28 protein-coding genes are annotated in these 24,237 nt (G+C 60.6%); 7 read left to right on the top strand and 21 right to left on the bottom strand.

Annotated features, from left to right (window positions below; genetic code table 11):
* Positions 1-115 precede the first annotated feature (115 nt).
* From PSH87_RS23505 to PSH87_RS23470, 8 genes are all read right to left on the bottom strand, one after another.
* Positions 116-1,129: a diguanylate cyclase domain-containing protein gene (locus PSH87_RS23505; RefSeq protein ID WP_017734778.1), complete on the bottom strand. Its 1,014-nt coding sequence runs from the start codon at positions 1,127-1,129 to the stop codon at positions 116-118.
* A 116-nt stretch (positions 1,130-1,245) separates the two neighbouring features.
* On the bottom strand, positions 1,246-1,569 hold the full coding sequence (locus PSH87_RS23500; RefSeq protein WP_017734777.1) for an XRE family transcriptional regulator: 324 nt from the start codon (positions 1,567-1,569) through the stop codon (positions 1,246-1,248).
* 10 nt (positions 1,570-1,579) lie between these two features.
* Positions 1,580-1,921 carry a type II toxin-antitoxin system RelE/ParE family toxin gene (locus PSH87_RS23495; protein ID WP_017734776.1) on the bottom strand — a complete coding sequence of 114 codons (342 nt, stop codon included), beginning with the start codon at positions 1,919-1,921 and terminating at the stop codon, positions 1,580-1,582.
* 191 nt (positions 1,922-2,112) lie between these two features.
* On the bottom strand, positions 2,113-3,990 hold the full coding sequence (locus tag PSH87_RS23490) for an alkaline phosphatase D family protein (RefSeq protein ID WP_305431313.1): 1,878 nt from the start codon (positions 3,988-3,990) through the stop codon (positions 2,113-2,115).
* Positions 3,991-4,104: 114 nt separating this feature from the next.
* Positions 4,105-4,290 (bottom strand): hypothetical protein, encoded by a 186-nt coding sequence (locus tag PSH87_RS23485; protein WP_305431312.1) that lies wholly within the window; start codon positions 4,288-4,290, stop codon positions 4,105-4,107.
* Between the two features lie 122 nt (positions 4,291-4,412).
* Positions 4,413-6,656, bottom strand: coding sequence for an ATP-binding protein (locus PSH87_RS23480; RefSeq protein ID WP_305431311.1), 2,244 nt, complete (start codon positions 6,654-6,656; stop codon positions 4,413-4,415).
* Entirely contained in the window at positions 6,653-7,267 is a 615-nt protein-coding gene (locus PSH87_RS23475) for a biliverdin-producing heme oxygenase (protein WP_305431310.1), read from the bottom strand. The genes PSH87_RS23480 and PSH87_RS23475 overlap by 4 nt, the downstream gene beginning before the upstream one ends.
* A 195-nt stretch (positions 7,268-7,462) precedes the next feature.
* Positions 7,463-7,843, bottom strand: coding sequence for a response regulator (locus tag PSH87_RS23470; RefSeq protein ID WP_207041663.1), 381 nt, complete (start codon positions 7,841-7,843; stop codon positions 7,463-7,465).
* 210 nt (positions 7,844-8,053) lie between these two features.
* Between PSH87_RS23470 and PSH87_RS23465 the strand changes: the two genes are divergently transcribed.
* Positions 8,054-8,428 (top strand): cytochrome c family protein, encoded by a 375-nt coding sequence (locus PSH87_RS23465; RefSeq protein WP_305431309.1) that lies wholly within the window; start codon positions 8,054-8,056, stop codon positions 8,426-8,428.
* On the opposite strand, the gene PSH87_RS23460 is transcribed toward PSH87_RS23465, so the two are convergent.
* From PSH87_RS23460 to PSH87_RS23440, 5 genes are all read right to left on the bottom strand, one after another.
* Positions 8,429-10,450 (bottom strand): LTA synthase family protein, encoded by a 2,022-nt coding sequence (locus tag PSH87_RS23460; protein WP_305431308.1) that lies wholly within the window; start codon positions 10,448-10,450, stop codon positions 8,429-8,431. It lies immediately after the preceding gene.
* Between the two features lie 98 nt (positions 10,451-10,548).
* Positions 10,549-11,130 (bottom strand): hypothetical protein, encoded by a 582-nt coding sequence (locus tag PSH87_RS23455; protein ID WP_017736860.1) that lies wholly within the window; start codon positions 11,128-11,130, stop codon positions 10,549-10,551.
* On the bottom strand, positions 11,130-12,398 hold the full coding sequence (locus PSH87_RS23450) for an exo-alpha-sialidase (RefSeq protein WP_017736859.1): 1,269 nt from the start codon (positions 12,396-12,398) through the stop codon (positions 11,130-11,132). Before PSH87_RS23450 ends, PSH87_RS23455 begins: the two co-directional genes overlap by 1 nt.
* 22 nt (positions 12,399-12,420) lie before the next feature.
* Positions 12,421-12,966, bottom strand: coding sequence for a cytochrome b/b6 domain-containing protein (locus PSH87_RS23445; protein ID WP_305431306.1), 546 nt, complete (start codon positions 12,964-12,966; stop codon positions 12,421-12,423).
* Complete coding sequence (locus PSH87_RS23440) at positions 12,966-13,232, bottom strand: PepSY domain-containing protein (RefSeq protein WP_017736857.1); 267 nt, start codon at positions 13,230-13,232, stop codon at positions 12,966-12,968. The genes PSH87_RS23445 and PSH87_RS23440 overlap by 1 nt, the downstream gene beginning before the upstream one ends.
* A 146-nt stretch (positions 13,233-13,378) precedes the next feature.
* Between PSH87_RS23440 and PSH87_RS23435 the strand changes: the two genes are divergently transcribed.
* Positions 13,379-14,041 carry a response regulator gene (locus PSH87_RS23435; RefSeq protein WP_305431305.1) on the top strand — a complete coding sequence of 221 codons (663 nt, stop codon included), beginning with the start codon at positions 13,379-13,381 and terminating at the stop codon, positions 14,039-14,041.
* Complete coding sequence (locus PSH87_RS23430; RefSeq protein ID WP_305431304.1) at positions 14,038-15,381, top strand: sensor histidine kinase; 1,344 nt, start codon at positions 14,038-14,040, stop codon at positions 15,379-15,381. The genes PSH87_RS23435 and PSH87_RS23430 overlap by 4 nt, the downstream gene beginning before the upstream one ends.
* 147 nt (positions 15,382-15,528) lie before the next feature.
* On the opposite strand, the gene PSH87_RS23425 is transcribed toward PSH87_RS23430, so the two are convergent.
* The 3 genes from PSH87_RS23425 to PSH87_RS23415 are packed head-to-tail and all read right to left on the bottom strand — an operon-like array spanning position 15,529 to position 17,553.
* Positions 15,529-16,173 carry a DUF3916 domain-containing protein gene (locus PSH87_RS23425; protein ID WP_305431302.1) on the bottom strand — a complete coding sequence of 215 codons (645 nt, stop codon included), beginning with the start codon at positions 16,171-16,173 and terminating at the stop codon, positions 15,529-15,531.
* 25 nt (positions 16,174-16,198) lie between these two features.
* Positions 16,199-16,423: a pyocin S6 family toxin immunity protein gene (locus tag PSH87_RS23420; RefSeq protein WP_017736853.1), complete on the bottom strand. Its 225-nt coding sequence runs from the start codon at positions 16,421-16,423 to the stop codon at positions 16,199-16,201.
* Complete coding sequence (locus PSH87_RS23415) at positions 16,420-17,553, bottom strand: colicin E3/pyocin S6 family cytotoxin (RefSeq protein WP_305431301.1); 1,134 nt, start codon at positions 17,551-17,553, stop codon at positions 16,420-16,422. The genes PSH87_RS23420 and PSH87_RS23415 overlap by 4 nt, the downstream gene beginning before the upstream one ends.
* A 332-nt stretch (positions 17,554-17,885) precedes the next feature.
* On the opposite strand from PSH87_RS23415, the gene PSH87_RS23410 reads away from it, so the two are divergent.
* Both PSH87_RS23410 and PSH87_RS23405 read left to right on the top strand, forming a co-directional pair.
* Positions 17,886-18,101 carry a hypothetical protein gene (locus PSH87_RS23410; protein ID WP_305431300.1) on the top strand — a complete coding sequence of 72 codons (216 nt, stop codon included), beginning with the start codon at positions 17,886-17,888 and terminating at the stop codon, positions 18,099-18,101.
* Between the two features lie 575 nt (positions 18,102-18,676).
* The gene (locus PSH87_RS23405) at positions 18,677-18,982 is read left to right on the top strand and encodes a DUF3077 domain-containing protein (protein WP_305431298.1); all 306 of its coding nucleotides are present in this window, start codon (positions 18,677-18,679) and stop codon (positions 18,980-18,982) included.
* Positions 18,983-19,119: 137 nt separating this feature from the next.
* Here PSH87_RS23405 and PSH87_RS23400 read toward each other — a convergent pair whose 3' ends face one another.
* Together PSH87_RS23400 and PSH87_RS23395 are read right to left on the bottom strand one after the other, a co-directional pair.
* Positions 19,120-19,491 (bottom strand): PH domain-containing protein, encoded by a 372-nt coding sequence (locus PSH87_RS23400; RefSeq protein ID WP_017736847.1) that lies wholly within the window; start codon positions 19,489-19,491, stop codon positions 19,120-19,122.
* Positions 19,492-19,517: 26 nt separating this feature from the next.
* The gene (locus tag PSH87_RS23395; RefSeq protein WP_305431296.1) at positions 19,518-20,234 is read right to left on the bottom strand and encodes an NBR1-Ig-like domain-containing protein; all 717 of its coding nucleotides are present in this window, start codon (positions 20,232-20,234) and stop codon (positions 19,518-19,520) included.
* Between the two features lie 116 nt (positions 20,235-20,350).
* On the opposite strand from PSH87_RS23395, the gene PSH87_RS23390 reads away from it, so the two are divergent.
* Positions 20,351-20,998, top strand: coding sequence for a LysE/ArgO family amino acid transporter (locus PSH87_RS23390; RefSeq protein ID WP_305431294.1), 648 nt, complete (start codon positions 20,351-20,353; stop codon positions 20,996-20,998).
* Here the strand turns inward: PSH87_RS23390 and PSH87_RS23385 are convergent.
* The 3 genes from PSH87_RS23385 to PSH87_RS23375 all read right to left on the bottom strand — a co-directional run bounded on the left by PSH87_RS23385 (position 20,948) and on the right by PSH87_RS23375 (position 22,905).
* Positions 20,948-21,277: a hypothetical protein gene (locus tag PSH87_RS23385; RefSeq protein WP_305431293.1), complete on the bottom strand. Its 330-nt coding sequence runs from the start codon at positions 21,275-21,277 to the stop codon at positions 20,948-20,950. The two genes, PSH87_RS23390 and PSH87_RS23385, sit on opposite strands and share 51 nt — an antisense overlap.
* Before the next feature lie 72 nt (positions 21,278-21,349).
* Complete coding sequence (locus PSH87_RS23380) at positions 21,350-22,093, bottom strand: OmpA family protein (RefSeq protein WP_305431292.1); 744 nt, start codon at positions 22,091-22,093, stop codon at positions 21,350-21,352.
* Entirely contained in the window at positions 22,090-22,905 is an 816-nt protein-coding gene (locus PSH87_RS23375; RefSeq protein WP_305431291.1) for a motility protein A, read from the bottom strand. The genes PSH87_RS23380 and PSH87_RS23375 overlap by 4 nt, the downstream gene beginning before the upstream one ends.
* Before the next feature lie 241 nt (positions 22,906-23,146).
* Between PSH87_RS23375 and PSH87_RS23370 the strand changes: the two genes are divergently transcribed.
* On the top strand, positions 23,147-24,199 hold the full coding sequence (locus tag PSH87_RS23370; RefSeq protein ID WP_017736843.1) for a flagellin: 1,053 nt from the start codon (positions 23,147-23,149) through the stop codon (positions 24,197-24,199).
* Positions 24,200-24,237: the final 38 nt, after the last annotated feature.

Here is a 24,237-nt window from a genome sequence, read left to right as displayed (position 1 = left end):
CGTCAATACTGACGCCATCGCAGGCAAGCCAGCTCCCACAGTTTGACCGCAATTCCCTGTAGGAGCGGGCTTGCCCGCGATGGCGGCACTACAGCCAATAGAGATACCGGCTGATCTACTCCGAAACCACATCCTTGCCCGCCGCCTTGGACCGGTACAACGCCTGATCGGCCCGCGCCATCAGCGCCGCCGGAGACTCGCCGGGGTGACGCTGCACCACCCCCAGGCTCAGGCTCACGTTGAAGCTGCCCAGGGTGGGCATCTGCGCGATCTTTTCGCGAATGCGCTCGGCCAGTGCCCTTGCCGTTTCCAGGTTGCCTTGAGGCAGCACCACCATGAACTCATCACCGCCCCAGCGCGCCAGCAGGTCGGCAGGGCGTAGGCAGGTTTCCAGGTTTTCGACCACCTGCACCAGCGTCTGATCGCCCACGGCGTGGCCGTAGCGGTCATTGATCGGCTTGAAATCATCGATATCCATGGCCACCAGTGCCAGCGGCAGGCGGAAACGCTCGGCGCGGTCGCATTCTTCCAGCAGCACTTTTTCCAGGCGATAGCGGTTGGCCACGCGGGTGAGCGTGTCGCGCTCGGCCAGCGAGCGATTTTCGTCCAGTTGCAGCTGCAGCTGTTGGTTGACCCGTGACAGTTCACGGGTGCGCTCGGCCACCAGGGCTTCAAGGGATTGATTGCGCCGTTCCAACTGCTCGAGTGAGCATTTACGCGTATGAATATCGCGATGGGCGCCAACCATGCGCGCGACCGAACCGTCGGGGTTGCGCGTAACGATGTAGCCACGGTCTTCGATCCACAGGTAAGTGCCGTCGGCTTTGCGGCAGCGGTACTCGGCTTGGTAGTGCGGGGCGTGTTGGTGGATGTAGTTGTCAAACACCGTCATCACCTGGGGGTAATCCTCGGGATGGATCACGTTCTCCCAGGTGAACACGCTGTTATCCAGGGAGTGGCGGGGGTAGCCGAGCATTTCGTACCAGCCGGGGTTGCGGTACACAAAACCGGTGTTGGCGTTCCAGTCCCAGATCCCGTCGCTGACCAACTCCATGACCGCGTGCAGCATGTCGGCGTTCAGGTCGGCAAAGTCATTCTTCATCGGCTTGCTGCTGGATGTATCGTCCATATGCGCTTCCTGCGTGGGCTGGCTTCCAAGGCCAGTCATGGTTGACGCCGATACTCCGTGGCTGGGGCTACTGTACATCGCGGCTTGCGGGGTTTGAATAGGGTGGGGGAGGTGCTTTAGTGGGGGTAGCGATGGGCTATCATCGTGTCTGTATCGGAGTCTGGCACCAGGCGTACTTCCACACGATGGCCCAATGCTCTTGCCGCACTCGCCAAAGTGGCCAGTGTCATGCCTGCATCATTTTGGTCCAGTGCCCGATCTACGGCCGTGCGGCTGGTATGCATGCGTTCCGCCAGGGCTTTTTTACTGACCTTTTGCGACTTCATGGCCTCTGCCAACTGCCAGGCGATAACGCGTTTCAATGCGCCAGCAGAGACTTCTTCGATCAGGCCATCCTCGTTGAGGAAATCATCGAAGTTGGAGCCAATGTGTTTGTTCATGGGGTGTTCCTCATAGCTTGCTTTTACGCTGTCTGGCGGTAGCTAATTCGACCTGCGGTGTTTTCTGAGTCTTTTTGATGAAGCCGTGCAGTAACACGATTTCGCTATCAACCAACGTGAAAATGACCCGCGAAATGTTTTCACCGAGGTCGGTTCGGATTTCCCAGAGCCGATGCTCCAGCTTTCGAACCAGCGGCATCCCCAGCGGCCATGCAAATTGGACCGACTTGATGTCCGTGCCGATGCGTTTTCTTGACTCCCTGGGTAGTTCCATCAGCCATTCACGCACGGGCTCGTTGCCAGCCTCCGTTCGGAAAAAAGCGACGTTCAACACGAGATGTATGTCGTTCACAGAGGGTGCACCAAAATAGGTTCATGTGGCAATCGGCGATTGATGGGGCTTTTCGCAAAGAGCGGTAAGAGCCTGGCACTTTTTTTGTGAACGGCGGGGGTTGGAAATTTTCAAAAAATTTCAGAAAAAATAAGTGTTTATGATAATTCTGAAAAGAAGGTACGAAGGTGGCTTTGCATGCGTAGGAACGTTTACTGCGGCGCCACCATCCTCGTCCGTGGCGTCCCATCCGCGTTGTGCTGGTAAATCGCCTCAGGCTGGCCCTGTTCGTTGAAGAACACCTGGCCAATCCCCGCCGAGTTCCACAACCGTTCACCCGCTTCGGCGTGCTCCGGGATGTGCGGTACCACCTGCATGGTGCGCCGGCGCGTGAACCAGTTGAGTGGCGAACGCGGTGAGTAGAGCCAGCGGTTGAGGCGGTCGAACCATTCCAGCAAACGTGGCGGGAATTCGTTCTTGATGCCGCTGCTGGTGATTTGCCAGATCTTCGGGCCGGCGTTGCGGTGGCGGATCAGCACTTCGTAGACAAACGAGTAGTGCACGTCCCCCGAGAGGATCACGTAGTTACCCGGCGTGCGGGAGTGGCGGAAGATATTGAGGATCACCTGGGCCGCGCCGCGATGGGCCATCCAGTTTTCGGCGTCCACCAGCAGCGGGTAGCCGCACCAGCTGAACACCTTTTGTATGGTCTCGATCAGCTTCACGCCAAAGATCGGCGCGGGCGAAACGATGATTGCGCTCGGATGATCCAGCAGTGCCTGTTGCAGTTCGCTCAAGGCTTCCCAGTCCAGCAGGCCGGAGGGTTGCGTAAGGTTGAACTCGCTGCGCCAGCGGCGGGTGCGGGTATCGAGCACCACCAGGGCGGGCGTGGTGGGCAGTACGTAGTGCCAGTGCTGGAATTTCAGCAGGGCTTCGAGCAGTGCATCCTGTTTGTTCGCGTCGAGGTGATTGCCCTGGGTCTCGGTGGTGAGTGCTTGGACCTGGCCCAGCAGCTCGCCGAAGGCATCCGGCTGGTTGCCCCAGCCTTGGCACAGCAGATAGGCCAGCAATGCGTTGCCGATAATGCGCTTGGAAAACGGGTGGCCGTAGGCGGTTTCTTCCCACTGGGCGCTGAGGTTCCAGTCGTCGGTGATGTCGTGGTCGTCGAAGATCATCAGGGTGGACAGGTGCGCGAATACCCGCGCGGCCCCCGGCAGCCCATCGCGGAAGCGCTCGACCTGCACCTGTTCGCGGGCATAACGCTGTTGTTCTTCAACGCTCAGTTGCGGCGGTTCCAGGGTGATCAGCGTCCAGGGCGTGGGCGACCACACCAACAAATACATGGCGATGACTTCGGCGAAGGTCACCAAGTGGTTGTCGGCGGTGCTGCTGGTGAAGATCGGCTTCTTTACGCCGCCAAAAAAACGCTCGCGCAGGGTCTTGTTGCTGTCCAGCGCCGGCAGCAGGTCGGCGCGATGGTAGTAGCTGGCACGATGCCCGTAGAGGCTAGAGCTGTCCTCTACCACGGCACCGTCGAGGGATTCGTCGAACAGGCCCAGCCGCTCGATCAGCGCATGAATCGCCCGCAGCATCGGCCCGGCGACATCGTCGGCGTAGATCTGGTCGCCACTCATCATCAACAGGGCCGGGCGTTCGGCCGGGGTGTGGGCGCTGGCCAGCAGGCGGTCTACGCACAGCAGGCCTTCGTCGGCACGGTGGTGCGGTTTACGGCAGGAGCCATGCACCAGTTGGTGGATGCGGCTGTGGAGAATGAAGTTCGGGGTCGCGCCATACAGCAAGTGCGGTGCCCACTCGGCAATGCCGCTGCCGTCGATCAGCAGGTCGTAGCCGATGACTACGTCCTGGGGCAGCGCTTCGTCCAGCCGTACGTCGATCAGGTGGATGAAGGCATGACGCCCCACGGGTACGACTTCGCAGTGGTCCTGGTCCAGGACGATCTCCAGGGGCTGCCCGATGACGTGCAGTCGGAGGGTCAGCGACAGCTGGCGACTGCCTACCAGCCATAACACCAGGCGTTGGGGTTCGAGTCGGCGCAGAAGCGGTCCAGCAAGGACGGCCGGTTGAAACATAAGGATGAAGGCCCTGTGCAAGGTAAACACGCAGGTTAACCTGGCGGATGTCAGTATTTTGTTGAAATGGTACGAAAGGGAGCTGCTTGCAGCAGCCCCCTTTGCAGGCGCTCGTCAGAGGAGCACTCCACCACCCAGGCTGTCCATGTTGCTCTTTCTACTCGTGTTTGTGCCGCTGAAATCGACGGTAGCGTTCTGCGTGGGCTGTGGCTGTTGAACGGGGGCGGGAGGCACCGGTGTGTTGTTGGTCTGCTGGATGCTGTTCACGAAGCTTGAAGTAGCGCTGAAAAAAATTTCCATCAGGTATTCCTCTGTAGGTTCGGCGGGCGTCGTGATTGGTTTGCATCCACCACGACGCCCGCCGAACCTACAGAGCCTGAGACGGCTAGCCTATAAACACCTCGCCTCAAAACGTTACGCCATCAGGTATGGGAATCCCCAGTCACCTTGGGCACCGTAAAGCGGAACTCACTGCCGCGCCCCACCTCACTTTCCGCAACAATCTTGCCGCCATGGGCCTGGATGATGCCTTGGGTGATGTACAGCCCCAAGCCACTGCCGGTGGGGTTGTTTTCGGTTTGGGTCCAATAGCGATCAAACACGTGCCGCAGTTGCTCCGGCGCAATGCCTTCCCCGGAGTCGCGCACCGAGAACACGATCTCCTCGCCATTGCTCATGGCGCTGATGCCGATATTGCCCTGGCGCGGGGTGAACTTGATGGCGTTGCCGATGAGGTTGGACAGCACCTGGAACAGGCGCTCCGGGTCGGCGTTGATCTGCAGGCCAGGCTCGGTGTTGAACGACAGGTCGATGCCTTTCTCCATCGCCAGGGGCGCCAGCAGGGAATAGGCCTCTTCAAAGATCTGGCTGACATCCAGCGCCACCGGCTTGACCACGTAGCGACCGGCCTCGATCTTCGAGGTGTCGAGCAAATCTTCCAGCAACACATTCATGCGCCCCGCGGCCTGTTGCATGGTGTCGATGGCCGAGGAAATCCGCCGCGAGGTATGGGGGCCATCGGAGCTGAACGCTTTTTGCATCATGCCGCAGAGCATGGAGATGACCGTCATCGGGTTGCGCAGGTCGTGGGAAACCACCGCGACCAGCTCATCACGGGCGCGCACCGCCTGTTGCTCGCGCAGCACCTGGCGCGCCAGGTCGTTTTCCAGGGCGGAACGGCGCAGGTCGTTGGCGGCGAAGCGGTCGCCATGGCTCCACTTGGTGGAGATGCCGGCCATTTCCACCTTCCAGATTTCGAACGAGGTGCGTGGGCGAAGGCGCAGGCCGGCGTCGGAGTTTTCCAGATCCAGCGGTTTTTTAGGGTCACCGCTCCAGTTGATGTTCTCTTTCACTTCCGGGCGGAACCACAGCACGCCGTTATCCACAGGCTTGGGCAGGCTCATGGCCAGGACGCCACTAGCGACCTGCTGGAACTCGGCCGCCGGCGGGTACACCGAGGCCAGGTTATGGCTGGAAAACACCGGCTCGCCGCTCTCTTGCAGCCACTTGTGCAAGGCGCGAATCTGCGCCGGCTCCGGGCAGTTGCCGTAGCGGTGCAGTTGCTTGTCTTCGATGATCGCCACGCCACCGGACAGGGTCAGGTCCATCAGCAACTGGCCTCGCTGGGCCAGGCCGTCGAACACGTTTTGTTCGGACGCTTTCATCGCTTGATCCAGCAGGGCCAGGGCCTCGACTTTTTCCTCGCGCTGGCGGCTCAGGTCCAGGGCTTCCATGGCGCTGATCTGCAACGACAGCACCTGGCCGATGGTCTGGCAGGCGGTACGCAGGTCGTTGGGCACCAACAGGGGCTCGCGGTTGCCGCAACTGATCAGGCCCCACAGCTTGTCGCCCTTCATCAGCGAGATGCTCATGGACGACAGCACGCCCATGTTCTGCATGTACTGGCAGTGGATCGGCGACACGCTGCGCAGGGTGGCGAAGCTCAAATCCAGTGGCTGGCCCGTGTCCGGGCGCAGCTTGGGCAGCAGCGGCACCGGCTCATACGCCGCGTTGGGGATGATGCGCAGCCAGTTGGTGCGATACAGCTCGCGGGCCTGCTCGGGAATGTCGGACGCCGGGAAGAACAGCCCGTTGAACAGCTCCATGCTCGGCGCCGACGCTTCGGCGATCACCTGGCCATGGCCTTCGTCTTCGAAGCGGTAGATCAGCACGCGGTCGTAACCGGTCATGGCCTGGATTTCATTCACGCTGATTTCGTACAGCGCTTGCAGGGTTTTCGCCGCCTGCAAACGTTGCAGCATCTTGCCCAGGTCACTGGTGCGACCGTTCAACGCCCGTGGGCGGAAATCCCTGAGCAGCGGTTCGAACTCCAGCACCAGCACGTGCTGATGGCGATGCAGCAAGCCTTCGAACTCCGCGCCGTTGAAGGTCACGTGCAGCGGTGGGGCATCGAAAAACGTGTTGTTTTCGGCCATGGCCGCAACAGCCTGGGCTTGTTCGCTGCCAATCAGCGTGTGCAGCGGCTGGCCCAGCAGTGCCTCGGGCGTGTGGCCGAACAAGGTGCCGACGTTGGCGCTGACCTGGATGATCGTAAGGTCTGGCTCCGACAAGGTCAGCAGCACGCCGTGAGGCTGGATCGCCCCCGGAAAGCGAATGGGCTCGTCGGCACAGTTGGCAAGCAGCTCTTCAAAATCTTCGGGTTTCATAGCAGTACCTCCTGGCTGTCGAGCCATTGCTCAAAACAGCTGAATGTTGAACGGGCTGCCGCTACCGCGCGCTGTTTTGCACAAGCATCCAGCGGCTGACGGCCCAGGTAATCGAGAAAATCCTTCCAGCGCCGACCGGTCTCGGCGCCGTATACATTGAGAAACGCGCCGCCGTTTTCGGCGTCCAGGTCCAGACGCTGGGCCATTTCCCGGCGCAATACCTGGCCGCCCAGGGTCGCGCCTTCCAGTACATACAGGGCGCCGAGGCAGGCTTCGGGGGTGTTAAACGTCGGGAGTGCGTCGCAGCTGGGCAGGGCGCAGAGGGTTGTGTCACTCAGGCCCAAGGCGCGCAGATCATTCAACAGCGTCGGCGTTTTCACGCGAAGCACTGGGTCGAATCCTTCCGGGATCAAGCCAATGTCATACAGCGCTGCTTCCATCGGCGCGTAAAAGCCGTAATACGCTCGAAGCAGGCGCCCGTACCACTCGGCATCCAGGCGCTCGGAGAAAAACGGCAGGCGTTTCTCCAGCGCGACGTGCAGCAGGGCAGTGCCTGTGCGCAACGCTTCCAGCAAGGTGGGCGCACCAACGTCAGGGGCCTGTGAATGCATTCAATAAGCTCGAACTGTGGGCCTTCCGGCCATGAATGACGCGTGGAAATGGGCGACGATTCTACACACCTCAAGGCCGTCAGCTGTGCGCACAAGGCGAAAAGGCTGACCAGCGGATCAGAAAAGTCGCTCCATGCCTCATTAATGACCGTAGAGCGTGTCGCGAAGTTCGGTTTGGGTGATGTCGTGAAGCTATCAATGCATGGACGGCCCCTGCGGGGTCAGCGCCGTTTGCACCTGTTCCAGCAAATGTTCGGCGCTCCACGGCTTGGGCAGAAACCGTACGGAACCACCCAGTTGCGCCGCCAGCTTGGTATTGCCGGACGTCAGCAACACCGGCACCCCCGGCCAGCGATGAGCCACCACTCGACTCAGGTCATAACCGTTGAGCAAACCCGGCATCTGAATATCACTGACAATCAGGTCCACCGGCTCATCGCCTCGTTCCAGGTAAATCATCCCTTCATCCGCCGAAGGAAACGACGTCACCAACGCCCCGAATTCCTCCAGCACATCCACCATTAACGAACGAATGATCTCGTCGTCTTCCAGCACTAAAATCGATGGCTGAGCCATGATCCTTACTCCACCATCAGGGTTCATAGGGGTGGAGTAGAACACGCCTGCATAGGTTCGATTGGATGTGTTTGGGGCGATGGGTGGTCATAAGAATACTGCTGCTGGATGCTCCGCCCACCTCACGGCCTCTCCCGCAAGTGATCTGGATGGGCATGCGTTCCTGACAAACAGGCATAATCCCCCGCGACACCTGAAGGGGAGCCCAGCATGAAGTACACCTTGATCACCCTCGCCCTGATCCTCGGCACCAGCCCCGCCTTCGCGGCCGGCGATGCCGAGGCGGGCGGCAAACTCTTCACCAAGACCTGCGGCGGCTGCCACAGCGTCGGCGAAGGCGCGCGGGGCGGGTTTGGCCCGGAGTTGAACGGCATCATCGGCCGACCTGCCGGCACCACCACCGACTATCAATACTCCGACGCGATGAAAAACTCCGGCGTGGTCTGGACCCGCGACAAGCTCGCCGCCTATATCGAGGCGCCGAAAAAAGTCGTGAGCGGCACGCGGATGATCTTCTGGGGCATCAGCGACCCGGAAAAGATCGACAACATCCTGGCCTACCTCGAAACCTTCCAGCCCAAGTAGTCACTCGCGCACATTCCTGAACAACATCATCCGCGCACTTTCATGCAGCCCCCGGGTCAGCCCCTGCAAGCGCTGAAACTCTTGGGGATGCTGCGCGGCCACGTCCTCGCGCGGGGTTGGCGAGGCCAGGTCATGCAGGGTCGGTGAACTGCCGTCGTGCTGCATCTGCAACAGGAAGTGTTGGGTCACGCCGCCGATGATGGGGAAGGTGCCTTCGCGCAGGACCAGCGGCACCACGCGTTCGCCCTCGGGCGCGGGCTGCTGGATGTCGCGGCCCAGCGCGCCATTGCGAAACGGCATGCCCGCCATGCCGGCCACGGTGGGCAGCAAGTCCGCCAGGCCCACGGCTTCCTCGATCACCCGTGGCGCCAGGCCGGGGGCGTGGATCAGCAGCGGCACGTTATTACTCTCCAAACCCAGCTGTTCAAAGGCCGGCGCCATGTGCGGGATCTGGCTGATGCGCGTGTTGTGGTCGCCGAAGAACACAAAGATGCTGTTGTCGTACCAACCGCCGGCCTTGGCGATCTCCATCAGGCGACCGATGTTGTAGTCCAGCAGGCGCACCGCGTTGTACTGCTCGACGCTGCGTGAACCGGCGGCCTGGACGTGTTCCAGGGTCACGTCGGCGACCTGGAACCCATCATTGTGCTGGGGGATGGTGAACGGTCGATGGTTGCCGGAGGTTTGCAGGTAGGCGAAGAACGGCTGGTCCCTTGGCACGGCGCGCAGCAATTGGTCGCCTTCCTTGAACAGGTCCAGGTCGGAAATGCCCCACACATCCACCCGCGGCGAGCGCCAGTGGCTTTCTTCATAGAGCTGCACACCGTCGATGCTCTGGCGGATCAGCGCGTTGATGTTCGCCCAGCCGGCATTGCCGCCGATCATGTAGAACTTCTGGTACCCCGCGAACGCGTTGATCAGCGTGTGTTGCCGGGTGATCAGCGGGTTGCGCGTGGCGGTCTCCTGGCGAGTCACGTCCGGCACGCCGCTGATGCTGGCCCACACGGTTTTGGCGGTGCCGGTGACGGGCACGTAGAAGTGTTTGAAGAACCAGCTTTGCGTGGCCAGTTTGTCCAGGTTCGGCGTGGGGTTCAGCGGGTTGCCGTAGGCGCCGACGGCACTGGTGCCGAGGGATTCGAGCATCACGAAAATCACGTTGGGCGGGCGTTCGCCGGCCAGCCGATAGGGCTGTACGCCTTGTTCGCGGATGAAATTCAGTGCTTGTGAATCGGGTAGATCAACGCTCAGGTAGTCGGCAATTTGCGGGTAGTGCTCGCGCACCTTGTGTTCATCGAATTGCGATTGGCCGACCTTGACGGTGTCGTACAAAAACAGCACCGGGTTCAGGCCCACGGCGGCCAATTGGCTGTTGCCGGAAAAGAACGCATCGCTCCAGCGCAGGGGCACCGGGTTTTCCAGGTTGAGGTTGGCGACGCGGCCGAGCAGGGCCAGCAGCACGGCGATAACGCCGATCACACAGATGGGCACCAGCGCCCATTTGCGCATGGGGCGGGCCGGTCGATCCAGGGTCAAGCGCTCCAGGCACACCAGTGCCCACACCCACAGCGCCACCGCCGCCAGCCAGCAGGCCGTTATCCACAGCACCGGGTAGGTTTCCCACACCATCTGCTGGGAAATCTGCGCGTCTTGCAGGTAACGCAACACCGTCGCGTTGAGGCGTACGCCGAGGTAGGCGTAGTGGCCGAAGTCGATGATGTAGACCAGGCCGACCACGGCCAAGGCCACCACCAGATAACCGCGCGCCAGCCAGCGCAGGGCGGGCAGGGTGATGAGGTTCCAGCGCGGCAGCCAGGCCAGCACGGCCAGGGGCAGCAGGAGCAGCACCGCCAGGCGCAGGTCGAAACGCAGGCCGATGCCGAGGGTTTCCAACAGGTGCGGCGTGTTTAGCGGCAGGCCGGAAAAGCCCAGCACAAACACCAGCCGCAACGCCGCCAGCAATACAAACACCAAGCCGATCGCGCCTACGCCGTAGCGCAGGCGGCGTGATTGCAACGCAGTCATTTTTTTTCCCATTCCTTAAATCGACGCAAAGCCCATGTGGGAGCGGGCTTGCCCGCGATAGCGGTGGTTCAGTTGAAGCAGCGGTGGCTGATACACCGCTATCGCGGGCAAGCCCGCTCCCACAGTTTGATCTGCATTAATCCGGCGATGACGCAGTAGGTCGCCAGGAGCGGATCGACCAGATAATCCCAGTAGTTCTCCGACGCCTTCAGCCGCAGCGCAAACGCCAGCGTGCCCACCGCCAGCATCCAAACCACCAGCGTGTTGCGCAGGGCCAGCATCAGCAGTGTCAACGCCGCCACCCACACAATCATCGGCCGTGGGTTGAACCCCCAGCGGTACGGATCCACATACGTCAGCCCCATCGTCGCCGGGTACAGCACCACGGCCAGCACACCGAACAACAGCAACAGTTGCACGCGGTGCGGCCGAGCAAGCGGCTGCACCACGCCCAATCGGCTCAAGGCAACCCACGCCAGCAACACCAGCGTGCTGATCGCCAAATCATCGGTAAAGCTGCGCACATACGCCGCCAACGGCAGCTCATTGACCGGGATAAAACTCAGCGCCACCAACACCGGCAGCAGCCACGGGCGCCACGGCTGGGTGAGACGCAGCGCGCACAGCGCCACAAACCCCAGCAACACAAAACTCAAATGGGCCTGCCACAGGGAAACCATCACAGACGCTCCGCCAGCCAGGCTTCGTTGAAGCTGACATGTTTGATAAAGGTGTTATTCCACGAATAGACCAGGTGGTAAGTACCGTCCGGGCTGCGGCTGAAATACGGGTACTCGTACTCGAAATCGCAGCCACGGGGTTTGCACACGCGGTAATCCAGGTTGCTCAGGAAGCGCTGTTCCAGAGGCAAGCGTTGCGCGCCGCTGGAGGCGCGGAAGCCTTCGCCGATGATCTCTTTGTAGGCCTCGGGGGAGAACGGCGCGCCCAGCGGGTCCGGCGACTGGTCCAGTTGCACCACGGTGCGCCACTGGCTGAGCTGGGCGTCGGTGCCGTAGAGGCTGAGCTTGAAGCGGCCGTCTTGCAGGTCGTTGAGGGCCACCAGCAAACCGTCGTCTTCGGTGCCCACCGCCGCCAGCGACGAGTTGGGGTTGGCCGGTTCCAGCGGGTACGGCTCGCTCCAGGTTTGCCCGGCGTCGGTGGTGCGGCTGGCCAGCACGCGGTGATGGGTGTCGCCGGCGTAACGCAGCATCGCCACGGCGCGCTGGCCGTCCAGCGGCACGATGGTCGGTTGCAACGAATGCTTGCCGCGGCTGATGCGGAATTTGTCGATCACCGCGCCATCGGCGCTCAGGTACAGGTACTCGGCAAACTTGCCCATGAACTCGTGATACACCGGCAAACCGATGGAGCCGTCGGCGTGGAACACCGGCGCGGCGCGCACCAGGGTGCTGATATTGAAGAACGGCGACGTCACCAGTTGCCTTGGCGCCGACCAGCTGGCGCCGAGGTCATCCGAGACCATCACATTGATCGCACTGGCGGCCCAGCCACCGACTGACACCGATACGTAAAACATCCACAGGCGTTTGTCCGGCGCGAGGGCGATCACCGGGTTGCCGAGCTTGCGGATATAGCGCTGGGTGCCGTCGCGGGTGCTTTCCCGCGTGGCCAGCACTTGCTCGGCGCCCCATTCGCCGCTGTGGGCATCGAAGCGCGCGGTGCGCACCTGCACATCGGCGGCGCCTTCGCGGGAGCCGGCGAACCACACCGCCATCAGGTCGCCGCCGGGCAGGGCGGTGACGGAGGAGGAGTGCACAAAGTCCGTCAACTGCGTCGACACAAAGCGGCTGGTGTACTGCGGGGTCGCTGCGACCTTCGCGGTATTCGGGCTGGCCTGGGCAAACGGCGCCAGCACATGGGGCGGATGGCTTTGCCAGGCGGCGAAAAACACCGCGAGCACGCTGCAAATCAATAAGGCGGAGCGCATAGAAGACCTGTGGATAAAAGGATTACTGCCCACGTTCATCCGGCAGGCGCTTCCTGCGACCGGTGAGCATGGATAACGGCAGGTTGTCGCGCATCTGGACACTTTCAAACAGCGCCGCCAGCACATGGATGCACACCAGGCCCAGCAGCCCATTCGCGGCGGTCTCGTGGATTTGTTGCGGCCAGTCGGCGCCCCACAGGGCATCGACTTCCTGCATCAAGAAGCCGCTGACGCCGATAGTGAGCAGCGCGAGCAACATCAACAGCATCACCAGCGCGCCAATCGGCGAATGGCCTAGCCGATGTTGCGGCCGGCGATTGAGCAGCGAACGCAGGTGGGCATTCAGCCGTTTGGGTGTAGGCCAAAAGTCCGCCCAACGTGCGCTGCGCGGCCCGACGAATCCCCACACCACGCGCACCAGCAGCCAGGCCATGGCGTAGTAGCCCAGCCAGACATGCCAGTCATCGCCTGCTTCGTTAAAGAAGTAATTGGCGATGAAAACCCCGGCGATCGACAGATGAAACAGCCGCACCAACGGGTCCCACAGGCGCAGGGATTCGCCTGGCATCAACCTTTGATCTCAGTCTTCACGGCTTTGCCGGTGACCGGGTCGTGGTAGATCTCGACCTTGCGCTTGTCTTTGTCGAAGCCGTAGATCTCGTAGCAGTTGCCGTCGGTGACCTTGAACTTGCTGATCGTGTAGCCCTCGGCCTTGAGCTTGTCCTGGAAGGCTTTTTCGTCTTGCCATTGCGAGCGCTCGGCGGTGGTGCACTGCGGGCCGGCGAGGGCCAGGGGGCTGGCGAGGACGAGGGACAACAGCAGAATTTTGCGCATGGAAAAGCTCTCAGCAGAGGTGGGAGATTTCACAGTGCTAAACCAACCTTAGGGCAACCTTAGTTGGCAACGCGCCGTAACATCTTTGCCAGCGTTACGCCGCTGAAACCCGGCATGATTTCGCCGTTTCCTACAGAGATTTCGTAATGCGCCTACTCCTTGTCGAAGATGATCGCGCCCTCGGCCAGGGGATTCGCGTGGCCTTGGGCGTCGAAGGCTACACCCTCGACTGGCTGCAAGATGGCGTGGCGGCCCTGCATGCGCTGCGCACGGAATCGTTCGACCTGCTCCTGCTCGACCTTGGCCTGCCACGCCTCGACGGCCTCGACCTGTTGCAGCAACTGCGCGCCGAACAGCACGACGTGCCGGTGCTGATCCTCACCGCCCGCGACGGCACGGCCGAACGCATCGCCGGCCTCGACGCCGGCGCCGACGACTACCTGGTCAAACCCTTCGACGTCGAAGAACTCAAGGCCCGCGTACGCGCCCTGTTGCGCCGCAGCCAGGGCCGCGCGCAACCGCTGCTGGAACACGCCGGCATCAGCCTCGACCCGGCCACCCAGCAAGTGCGCTATCAAGAGGGGGAAGTCATCGTCACGCCGATGGAGTACCAACTGCTGCACCAACTGATGGTGCGCCCCGGCAAAGTGGTGACCCGCGAGCGATTGTCCCGTGCGTTGTACGGCTGGCAGGACCGGGTCGAGAGCAACACCCTGGAAGTGCTGATCCATAACCTGCGCAAGAAGTTATCCACAGAGCTGATCCGCACCGTGCGCGGTGTTGGCTACGTGCTGGTGCTCACGCCATGAGCTCGGTGCGCGCACGCATCCTCATCCCGGTATTGGTGCTGATCCTGCTGGGCGACGCGCTGATCAGCTGGCTGGTGCTGCGCGACAGCCACCACGAAATCGAAGAAGTCTACGACGCCCAACTCGCCCAAAGCGCGCGCCTGCTGCAAGGCGTGCTGCGTCAACGCGACCCTGGCGAAGCCGACTGGAACAGGTTGCATGAGGCCTTTGACCAAGCCATGAGCCGCGTGGGGGAAGAGGGCGTGGCCCATCCCTATGAAACCCGCCTGACCTTCCAGATCTGGCGCGCTGACGGCCAACTGCTGGTGCGCTCCGCCGAAGCGCCGGTGCTGGCCGCGCCGCCGGCGACGCTTGGCTCCCATGACCTGATGGACAACGGCAACGACTGGTGCGCGTTCCTTCTCGCCGACCCGCAGCAGGGCTTATTGATTTGGGTGGGCGAGCGCGACGACATTCGCCAGGACGTGATCCAGCGCATCATGCGCCACACCCTCTGGCCCACGTTGATCGGCGTGCCGCTGCTGGCGGTGTTGATCTGGCTGGTCATCGGCTGGGGCTTCAAACCGCTGCGCGCCATGGCCCTGTCGATTCGCGGGCGCAATACCGACACCTTGCAACCGCTGCACTTGGCGCCACTGCCTAGCGACCTGGAACCCATGCAAACCGCGCTGAACCGGCTGCTCGTGCAAGTGGATGACCTCTTGGAACGCGAACGCCGCTTCATCGCCGACGCCGCCCACGAACTGCGCACACCGTTGGCGATCCTGCGCATCCACGCACAAAACGCACAAAGCGCCGAGACCCCGGAGCAACGCCGGGAAGCCCTGGAGTTTCTGGTCAACGGCGTCGACCGCGCCACCCGCATCGGCAGCCAACTGCTGACCATGGCGCGTATTGAGCCGCAACTGAGCAACCCGGTGCGCAGCCGGGTGCAACTGACCGAGCTGGTGCGCGAGGAGTTGGCCGAGCTGGCGCCGTTGGCCATGGAGAAAGGCGTGGAGTTGGTGCTGGAAGGCGAGGAAGAGGTGTGGGTGGAGACCGAGCCTGTTGCGTTGGCGATTGCGTTGCAGAACCTGGTGACCAATGCGCTGAACTTTTCACCTGCTGGCAGTGAAGTGAGGGTGGTGATTGGTGCCAACTGCTTGAGCGTGGAAGACCAGGGGCCGGGGATTGATGAAGCGGAGTTGGGGCGATTGTTTGAGCGGTTTTACAGCCGGGGGAATGCCAACGGCGCGGGGTTGGGGTTGGCGATTGTGGAGATGATTGTTGGCAAGATTGGGAGTCGGTTGGCGTTGCACAACCGCGAACACGGCGGCTTGAGCGCCCGCCTGGAGTTCTGACCCGACGCCAATCCCCTGTGGGAGCGGGCTTGCCCGCGAAGGCGGCGTGTCAGCTGATATAAGTGCTGGCTGATCCACCGCTATCGCAGGCAAGCCAGCTCCCACACTTAGACCTGCGCCAGACTCGGGAAATGACTGCGCCACCAATCACTTTTGGGAAATGTCGAGGCCTAGCATAGCGGCAAACGAATCCGGGTTTTGCGCCCGAAATGATTTGAAGGTCTGGTACTTCCAACGCTCACCGCCCTTGTCGTCATCAGTGGTACTGACTTCGCCAAAGTACCAGTGCTCTGATTCATAGGTCTCTCCATCCTCGTCCACATACACAAAGTGAAAGCCAACCTCATGAAGCCCCGGCGGAACCGTCAGGCCCCATTCACTGGCCAGACTTCGACCGATGATGCGGGTTTGACGAAAGTGTTCGTACTCAAACGGCTGAGTGGCCCCCAGGTAGCGGCTTTCATCTGTGTAGACACAGACTTCGCTGGAGAACATATCGGGAATCATAATGTTGGCGACTACCCAGCACTCGGGAGCTTCGTCGGGTCTGGCCTCAAGCAAGTAGCCGGCGGCCCTGATCAATTGTTGCGCGCAGTGCGCCAGGATTTCCGGTGTGGTTTGTTTGCCTTCGACAAGGGACTCGATCACGGGGATTTTTTCGTTTTCGAATCCGCGGTCCAGTGGTAGTTCTGAGTAGAAGCTGCCTTCGAAGCTGTCGGCCCAGCGGGTTAGGGCTCTGAGGCGGCGGGGGATGTTGCGGAGTTTTTTGTTGGACAGTGAAAGTCGGCGCATGAGGTTGGAATGCTCTGTGGCTATATTAGTCGTGTGATGTAAGAAACAAATCAAGGTGAGTGGGCAGCTTTAGCGCACTTGCTTCTTCTATTTTGAGTATTTGTTCTTTCGTCAATTGATAGTCAGATATGCAGTCCTCAGGTTTTTCCCATCCCATGATTTCCATCAGGTCTTGAATGGATAGAGGTAACACTTGTTCAAACGATGCAAAGTCCTCGTTAGGCAAAACGCCCATAATTGAATGGTTCATGGCTCTACCGTCCTTCCAGGTTTAGCTGGCTTACGTTGTTTACCGGTCAAATGATCAAACTCGCCGAGATGAATTCCGTGCTTGGTGTACTTTTCCACTGCGCCGTGTTGAGCGTCCCATTCATAGATCGTCCCGTCGGGGTCTTTCCATCTGGGACGTTTGCCGCCCCCCTTCATTGGTGTTTTCGAACGAGCCCATTTTGCTTTTGGAAACGCGGCTAAGAGCTTTGGTTTGGGGTGATATGTGTGGTCCCCAGCCCTAACACTCACCACCACATACAACGGCCCAACCCCCGACTCCACCGGGAACACCAGAATAAAATCCCGATACTTCGGTGGATAAACCGGGTTCACCAAAATCTGCGCAGCCTTCTGCGTCGGCGGATAAATCCAGATCACCGGCGCTTGCGGCGCCGCCTCCAACGCTGGGATTCCCAAGGTGTCCCCCGGATCAACCGCAGGCGTCCAGATCAGTTCCACACCCTCGCCCAAATCCGCCACAAACCGATCGCCACGGTTTTGGAACTGCACCACATCGATCATCTGCCAGTCGGCGTTACGGCCGGTGTAAAACCCATAGCCCTTGAGCGTGCCGTCCTCCAACTGCTCGATATGCAAACGCATCTGCGAGCGCGCCCGCTGCATCGAACGCAATTGCTCATCGGTGTAGAGCGCGCTATCGCCCAACGCTGCTGGCCACGCCAGCCCGACCAATCCCGCTAGCAACCCACTCGCTACCGTGCCAGCCGCAACAGCCGCCGACTCCACCACCGTCGCCCGCAATGCCAACGATCCCAAGCCGACAGGCAGTGCACTGCCGCTGATTTTGCTCAAGGCAACCGCGCCTTGGTCATCCACCTCACGGCCGCCCAAAAGGCTGAAATGGCCGTATTCCCTGATCAGCTCAAGAGGGACGTAACCGGTTGGATCGTTGTAGTGAATCAGCCCGTCGGGCAGTTGGCAGGGTTTGAGGAATGTGCAACCGGGAGGTTTGGTGGGTGCAGGGTTTGCGGGTGGGAGAAGGGCGAGCAAGTCGATGGGCGGCGAATGGGGCACGCGCTTTGGTTGCGGGATCAGGATGCGGCGTTTGAGTTGTTCTTCTTCGGTGATGGGGTAGGCGCGTTCTGACATGGCCGGCTCACTTCCTTGTGTGGGGGGAGTGAGCCTACGAGGGGCAAGCAAGCGCCTGGAATCAGGGTTGTTCGATGGTTTTCGTCGGAAAAGTCAGCTGGCTTGGCGCGACATTGAAAGTGCCTATTTGAGCGCTTTCATCTGCCTGCGGGAGGCGTGTGCGCTTTGGACTTCAGGCAAACCGTGTACGCAAGTAGGACCGCTCTGATTTTCGTCTGCCTCCTCTTTGCCGACGAGGCGTTTGCTACGGTCACGTGGTTGGTTTTTTCGATTCTAGGGCATGTTCTCGGATTGTCACGAGTCCGGATAAATCTGGTTTTGGAGTTCTTCATATGGTGATCAAAGAGGTTGGATTTGCTGTCCTGGTGGTAGCTGTAGCGGCTGGATTGTTTAACGGAGTGGTGGTTGCAGTATCTGCGTACTTTGGGCCGTTTTATGAAAGTGATGCGGAGCAGAGTCGGAATTTTGGGCTTTGGTGGGTGGGAAATGGTTTGGTGGTTGTGGGGGCGTTGGTAGGGCGCGTGTTGCTGATGGATGGGAGAGGATGATGGGGCCGTTTAGTGGTGTTGGGATTCAGCTTTGCAAAATTGGGCGACGGAGAAGGGTTCGGTTCATGTTTAGGATCTTGCTGAAAAAGCGGCGGGAGATTCAGAGCCAAGAAGCGATGGAAGCACTAGTGCGTCAGGCTCAGGAGTTGGGGATGGGGTATGACTTGAAGGAATACAGACGCTGACCCTGTTTCGTGTGCATGGCTGAAATTTTTAGCCATAACCTCCCGCTTTCTGACTGTTGCTCGTTCGAGCTATCTTTTCTCGTCGCTTCCACCCCAGCGACCGGACTTGAGAATCCGAGAAACAATAGGCGCATAGGCGCCACCATCCATTAGACTGTTGGCGCTTTTTTGTGCCCGCATTGTTTGTGTCATGGCGGCTATGCGTGGGAGACCTTCGGGTCTGCCGGGTTCCTATTGTCCCGGTTTCTCAGCCCGCGCATAGCTGCCACCCATTCGCATGAGAAACGAACGTGGCAGCTCTACATTAGGAGCTAAAGCAATGAACGTTTCTGATAGGCGATACCCACGCAACACTACAAGCCACACCCCCGCCCCGTGCGGAGGTGCCCAATGATCAACCCACCTCTCAACAAAACCCTCGGCATCATCACCTTCTCCACCTGCGGTACACCGCCCAATCATCACCACCTGTTCCGCATCAATGCCGGCGTCCCCATCCGCGAAGCCCTGGAGCATGCCTCCGAGTTGTTGCACTGTTCCAAGCTGCTGGCGCTGGACGCTGCCATGGACAAGAGCGCCGACCGCTATGCCTGGGCTGCGCATTATTTGGGGGAGATGGCCAAGGCAGTGGTGGATGATTTGGCGAATGGGATGTTGCCGAATGGGGTTACTGACGTGGATGGGGTTGCTGTGTAAGGCTGTGGTTTGAGGGTGTGGGGGCGGGCGTCTTCGCGGGCAAGCCCGCTCCCACATTTTTGATCCGGTACATTCGTTGGATCGTGTAGGCAGTAAAAAAGACCTTGGGGCGCCAAGGTCTTTTTTTTGCCCGCCGATTAGCTCAGCAAATGCTTGGAAATCAACCGGGAGATTTCCACAATCGAAGTCTTGCCGGTGAATTCAAACTTCACTTTTCCCAACGACGAAAAGTAAATCTCCAACTCCGAATCCAGGTCAAACGTCCCGGAGGTTTCCACCGAGTAGGCGACGATATTTTTGTACGGCAGTGACGTGAAGTCTTTCTTGCTGCCGGTAATCCCCTGCACGTTCACGGCGATGATGCGTTTGTTGGTGAAGACCACGCCGTCGCGCATGGACTTGTACGCGTCGATCACTGTTTCGCCGTCCAGCAGCAAGGCTGATACGCGTTCGGCGTATTCGTTGTTTTGTTTGAGTTTGAAGAAGCCTTTGTTGTTGAAGTCGATCACAGAGCAATCCTTTTGTGGGGCAGCGCTCAGCGCGCCATGACGTTGACGATGACATGCAGGATAAACGCAGGTCCATAACAGGGCTGGCCGTGTTCATCTTCTATGCGCCAGATGGACGTGACGGTGCAGGTTTCCTTAGGCGCGGCGAAGGTCACCGAGAGGTGCACCGGCTGGCCGGGTAGGGTGTCCGCAACGGGGATTTCGTGGGTGAGGCTGCGTAGGTGGCTGTCCATCACCACTTCCAGTGGGGCACCAGCGTCGGTGCGGCGCGCTATGACGTACTCGCTGTCTACCCGCACCAGCCGGCGGCCGCGCCAGGGGCGGCTGCCGAGGTTTTGAATTTCCCAGGTTTTTTGGAAGGTCTCGCCGGGTAGCACCACGGTTTGGTCCGGGGTGGTGACGTCAGCGTTGAAGACGGCGACGTCGCTAGGGTCATGCAGGCCGATGGCGCGGTTGGTGGTTGCCATTGAATGGATATCAACGGGCGCGCCTGCCAGGTCGGCGAAGTAGCGGAACAGCAGCAACGGCGAAACCTGGAGTGCCTTCGCAAGTTTGATCAGGGTGCGTACCGACGGATCTTGGGAGGCTCCGCCGGCCAGGCCGTAGAGGTAGGTTCGGGAGATCCCCGACTCTTTCGCTAACGAGGTCATGGATTTGCCCAGCTCTCGGCTGCGTCGGGCGATCAGCGCACTGAGGGTGATGTTCATGGACGACCTTTGTTCGTCAAAAAGGACAGCCTGCATGCCGCCACGGTTAGTCGGCCATGCACACTGCAAACCGCTGCCAGTTTCGTTGTTTCCCACAGCGTTGCGAATACGGCGTGTGTTGCATTCCTTTACATCTGCCTTGAAGAGTCACCATGACACCTTACTTCACCGAAGGCCTGGTGCTGGGCCTCTGCCTATTCGCCGCCCCCGGCCCCAAAGACACCTTGGTCATCCGCCAAGGTGTCAGCCGTGGGCCCATCTGGGGTGTGGTCGCTATCTGCGTGCTCGCCGATATCCTGTTGATCGCGCTGGGCATCACAGGTCTAGGTTCGCTATTGGAAAGTAAGCCAACGCTGGTCGCACTCTTGCTAACCTCCGGTGCGGCCTACCTGTTGTGGTTCGGCGCCCAGCGTCTGTTGGCCTGCCTGCGTGACCAGTCCATGCCGGACACCCAAAGCGGTCAATCGCAACGAGGACTGTTGCGGACGGCGGTTGTGTTGGGTTTCGCCAATCCTTACGCCTGGCTCGATACCGTCGTGCTGATCGGCTCCATCGGCGCAACAAAACCCTTGAACCAGCAAGCACTGTTCGCGACCGGTGCCATGACCGCGTCGCTGCTGTGGTTTGTGTTCTTGGCGTTGGGGTGTCAGCGGTTAACCCGACTGTTTCGCACACCTGTGGTGTGGCGCTGGCTGGACGCAGGCGTTGCAGTGTTGATGGTGTACCTGGCAGCTATGCTGATCAGTGACTCACTGGATGTCTTTAAGGTAATCCTTGAGGGTCGTCAGTGGCACAGGTAGTTCATCGAGCTGATGGACGTTTTGTACATCAGCCGCCAACCTTTGCAGCTCACGCCCCAACACCGTGTCGGCCCCACCCAGAGCATTCAACGCCTGCCCCACACACTCATCCACCTTCCCCAAAACCCCAGCCAAATCCCCCTGCCGCACCAACAACCCAAACACCTCCCGCTCATACCCATCCATCACCAAATCATCCCTTAAAACCGGGCTGCCGCCGTCCTCCTCGTGCACCAATTTCAGTGCAAAAAGCGCCACAGCTTCCAGCGTCAATTCCATGGTCTCGGTTCCTCAACAGTCGGGGGGAGGGCGATGATCACTGTTCTGCCGCGCAAAAAACAACCCCGGCCGTCACCGCTCCAGGATCAATTCCACCCGACGGTTACGCGCGCGGCCTTCAGGCGTAGCGTTATCCGCCAGCGGCCGTGTGTCGGCATAACCGATGGCGGCGAGGCGTCCGGGCTGGATGCCGTTGGCTTGCAGGTAGCGCACCACGCTGCCGGCGCGGGCGCTGGAGAGTTCCCAGTTGGAGGGGAAACGGGCGCTGCGGATATCTTGGGTGTCGGTGTGGCCGGCGACGATGAGTTTATGCGGGACGCTGTCGAGCACCGGGATGAGCTTGTGCAGCACGGCGAGGCCGCCGAGGTTGAGGTCGGATTGGCCGGAGGGGAACAGGATTTCGCTGCTGATGCGAAAGCTCACGCTGCTTTCATTGGTGACCACTTCGATGTCGTTGCCCAATTGATCCAGCGGCAGTTCGTTGAGCAGGTCTTGTGTCGTCGGTTTCGCGGGTTCAGGTTCAACGACCGCAACCGGCTCAGGTTCAGGCGCTACAACCGGCACCAACAACAACGCTCCCGGCACCTCCTCCGAGGTCAATCGCTTGAAGGAAAACACCGGCGGTCCACTGATCTCGGCACTATGCCGCGTACGCTCATGCCCCTTGCCCGCCAACGCCAGCATGGCCATGGTCACCACCAGCAGCAACGTCATCATGTCCAGGTACGTCATCATCCATGTCTCACCCGCCGCGTCCTCCACCGGCGGCATGCCGCTGGCAATCGCTGCGGCCTGGATGCGCGTCACCGGCCTCACGTGCGCGGTTTCCAACTGAGCCGCAGCGGCGCCCGCAAAGGCTCATCCCGCAGTTCGTTCTGGTAATGCGCCACAAAGGACTTGAGCGTCTCGCGCATCAACCCCGGGCTGCGTTTGTTGGCCATCATCGCCACGCCTTGCAGCACCATGTTCATCACCACCACGCGCTGTTCGGTGCGTCGCTCCAGCTTTACCGCCACCGGTTTGCACAGCAGGTTGGCGAGCAACACGCCGTACAGCGTGGTCATCAGGCCCACCGCCATCTGCCGGCCGATGGTCACCATGTCGCCATCGCCAAGCACGAACATCAGGTTCACCAACCCTACCAACGTGCCAAGCATGCCGAACGCGGGAGCGTAGCTGGCCATCACACGGAACAGCTGCGCCTCGGCATGTTCCTTGGCCCGCAGCCGGGCGATGCGCCATTGCAGCAGGTCGAGGATGTCGTCCAGCGGGGTTTTGTCGATGACCAACTGCACGCCGGAACGCAGGAAGGGATTTTTCACGCCGTCGAGTACTTCCTCCACGGCGCGCAGGTCGCCGTCGATCCACAGCCGCGAAAGGCTCACCAACTCGTCGATGTCTTCCTGGGTGTACTCGCGCTCATGCCGCACCACGGTCTTGATCAGGCTGAAGATACGCAGCACTTCGCGCAGCGGGTAGCTGATGAAGGTCGCGGCAAAGGTGCCGACCACCACAATGCCCAGCGCCGGCAGGTCGACGAACAAACCGGGTTGTTGCGCGCTGAACACCAGCAGCACGGCCAGCAGTAGCAGGCTGGCGAGCAGGCCGATCAGGGTTGAGGGGTTCATGCAGCACTCCAGTTGTGGGCCAAGGCAGGCTTTATAACGCGCGGGGTGCGGATTCAAATCGGCTAATACAGGCACTTTCGTTGGTGAAATCGAGTGGATGCAGAAATTTTTCAGAGGCTGCCTAAAGACGGCAGATCGGTTCGCCGATGTTCGCTTTGTCTGTACGGCAACGGCGTGGAATGTCCTCGGCGCCGGGCCCGAACTCTGTCCCCAGCGGCTCACCCACGAAAGGAACTGCACCATGTCAGTCATCAATACCAACATCACGTCCATGATCGCCCAGCAAAACCTGAACTCCTCGGAGAGCAGCCTGAGCACCTCGATCGAGCGCCTGTCGTCGGGCCTGAAAATCAACAGCGCTTCCGACGACGCCGCAGGCCAGGCGATTGCCAACCGCATGACCTCGCAGATCACCGGCCTGTCCCAGGCCAGCAGCAACGCCAGCGACGGCATCTCCCTGGCGCAGACCACCGAAGGCGCGCTGGACCAGGTGAACGACAACTTGCAGCGCATCCGTGAGCTGTCGGTACAAGCGGCCAACGGCACCAACTCCCAGTCCGACCTGCAATCGATCCAGGACGAGATCACCCAGCGCCTGGACGAGATCGACCGTATCTCCTCGCAAACCGCATTCAACGGCGTGGACGTGCTGTCCAAAGACCAGACCATCACCATCCAGGTCGGCGCCAACGATGGCGAAACCATCGACATCAAGCTCAGCGAAATCAACGCCGACACCCTCGGCCTGAGCAGCTTCAACGTGAACGGCTACGACACCACCCTGACCGCCAGCACCCTGTCGGACTCCGCAGGCACCGCGATCACCTCGACCAACACCAGCTATGTCGACAAGTCCGGCACCACCGTGACCGGCGGCACCCTGTCCACCGACGCCGATGGCGACTACTTCCTGACCGTCGGCGGCAAGACCTACGCGGCCGAAGTGACCCTGACCACCGACGGCACCACCACCTCGGCGAGCATCAGCATCGACACCGACAACGCGGTGAGCAAGAAGTCCACCAACACCCTGACCACCCTCGACAACGCCCTGAACACCGTGGACTCCATGCGTTCGGACCTGGGTGCGGTGCAAAACCGCTTCGACTCGGCGATCACCAACATTTCCACCACCACCACCAACCTGACCTCCGCGCGGTCGGGCATCCAGGACGTGGACTACGCCACCGAAGTGTCGGCCATGACCAGCGCGCAGATCCTGCAACAAGCCGGTACGTCGGTATTGGCCCAGGCCAACTCGATGCCGCAACAGATGCTGTCGCTGCTGCAATAAGTACTCGCAGGTAAAGAAGGGGCCAGCGCACGCTGAGC

It is taken from the genome of Pseudomonas sp. FP453, assembly GCF_030687495.1.
Lineage (GTDB): Bacteria > Pseudomonadota > Gammaproteobacteria > Pseudomonadales > Pseudomonadaceae > Aquipseudomonas.
This window is presented reverse-complemented; position numbering and strand designations above follow the sequence as displayed.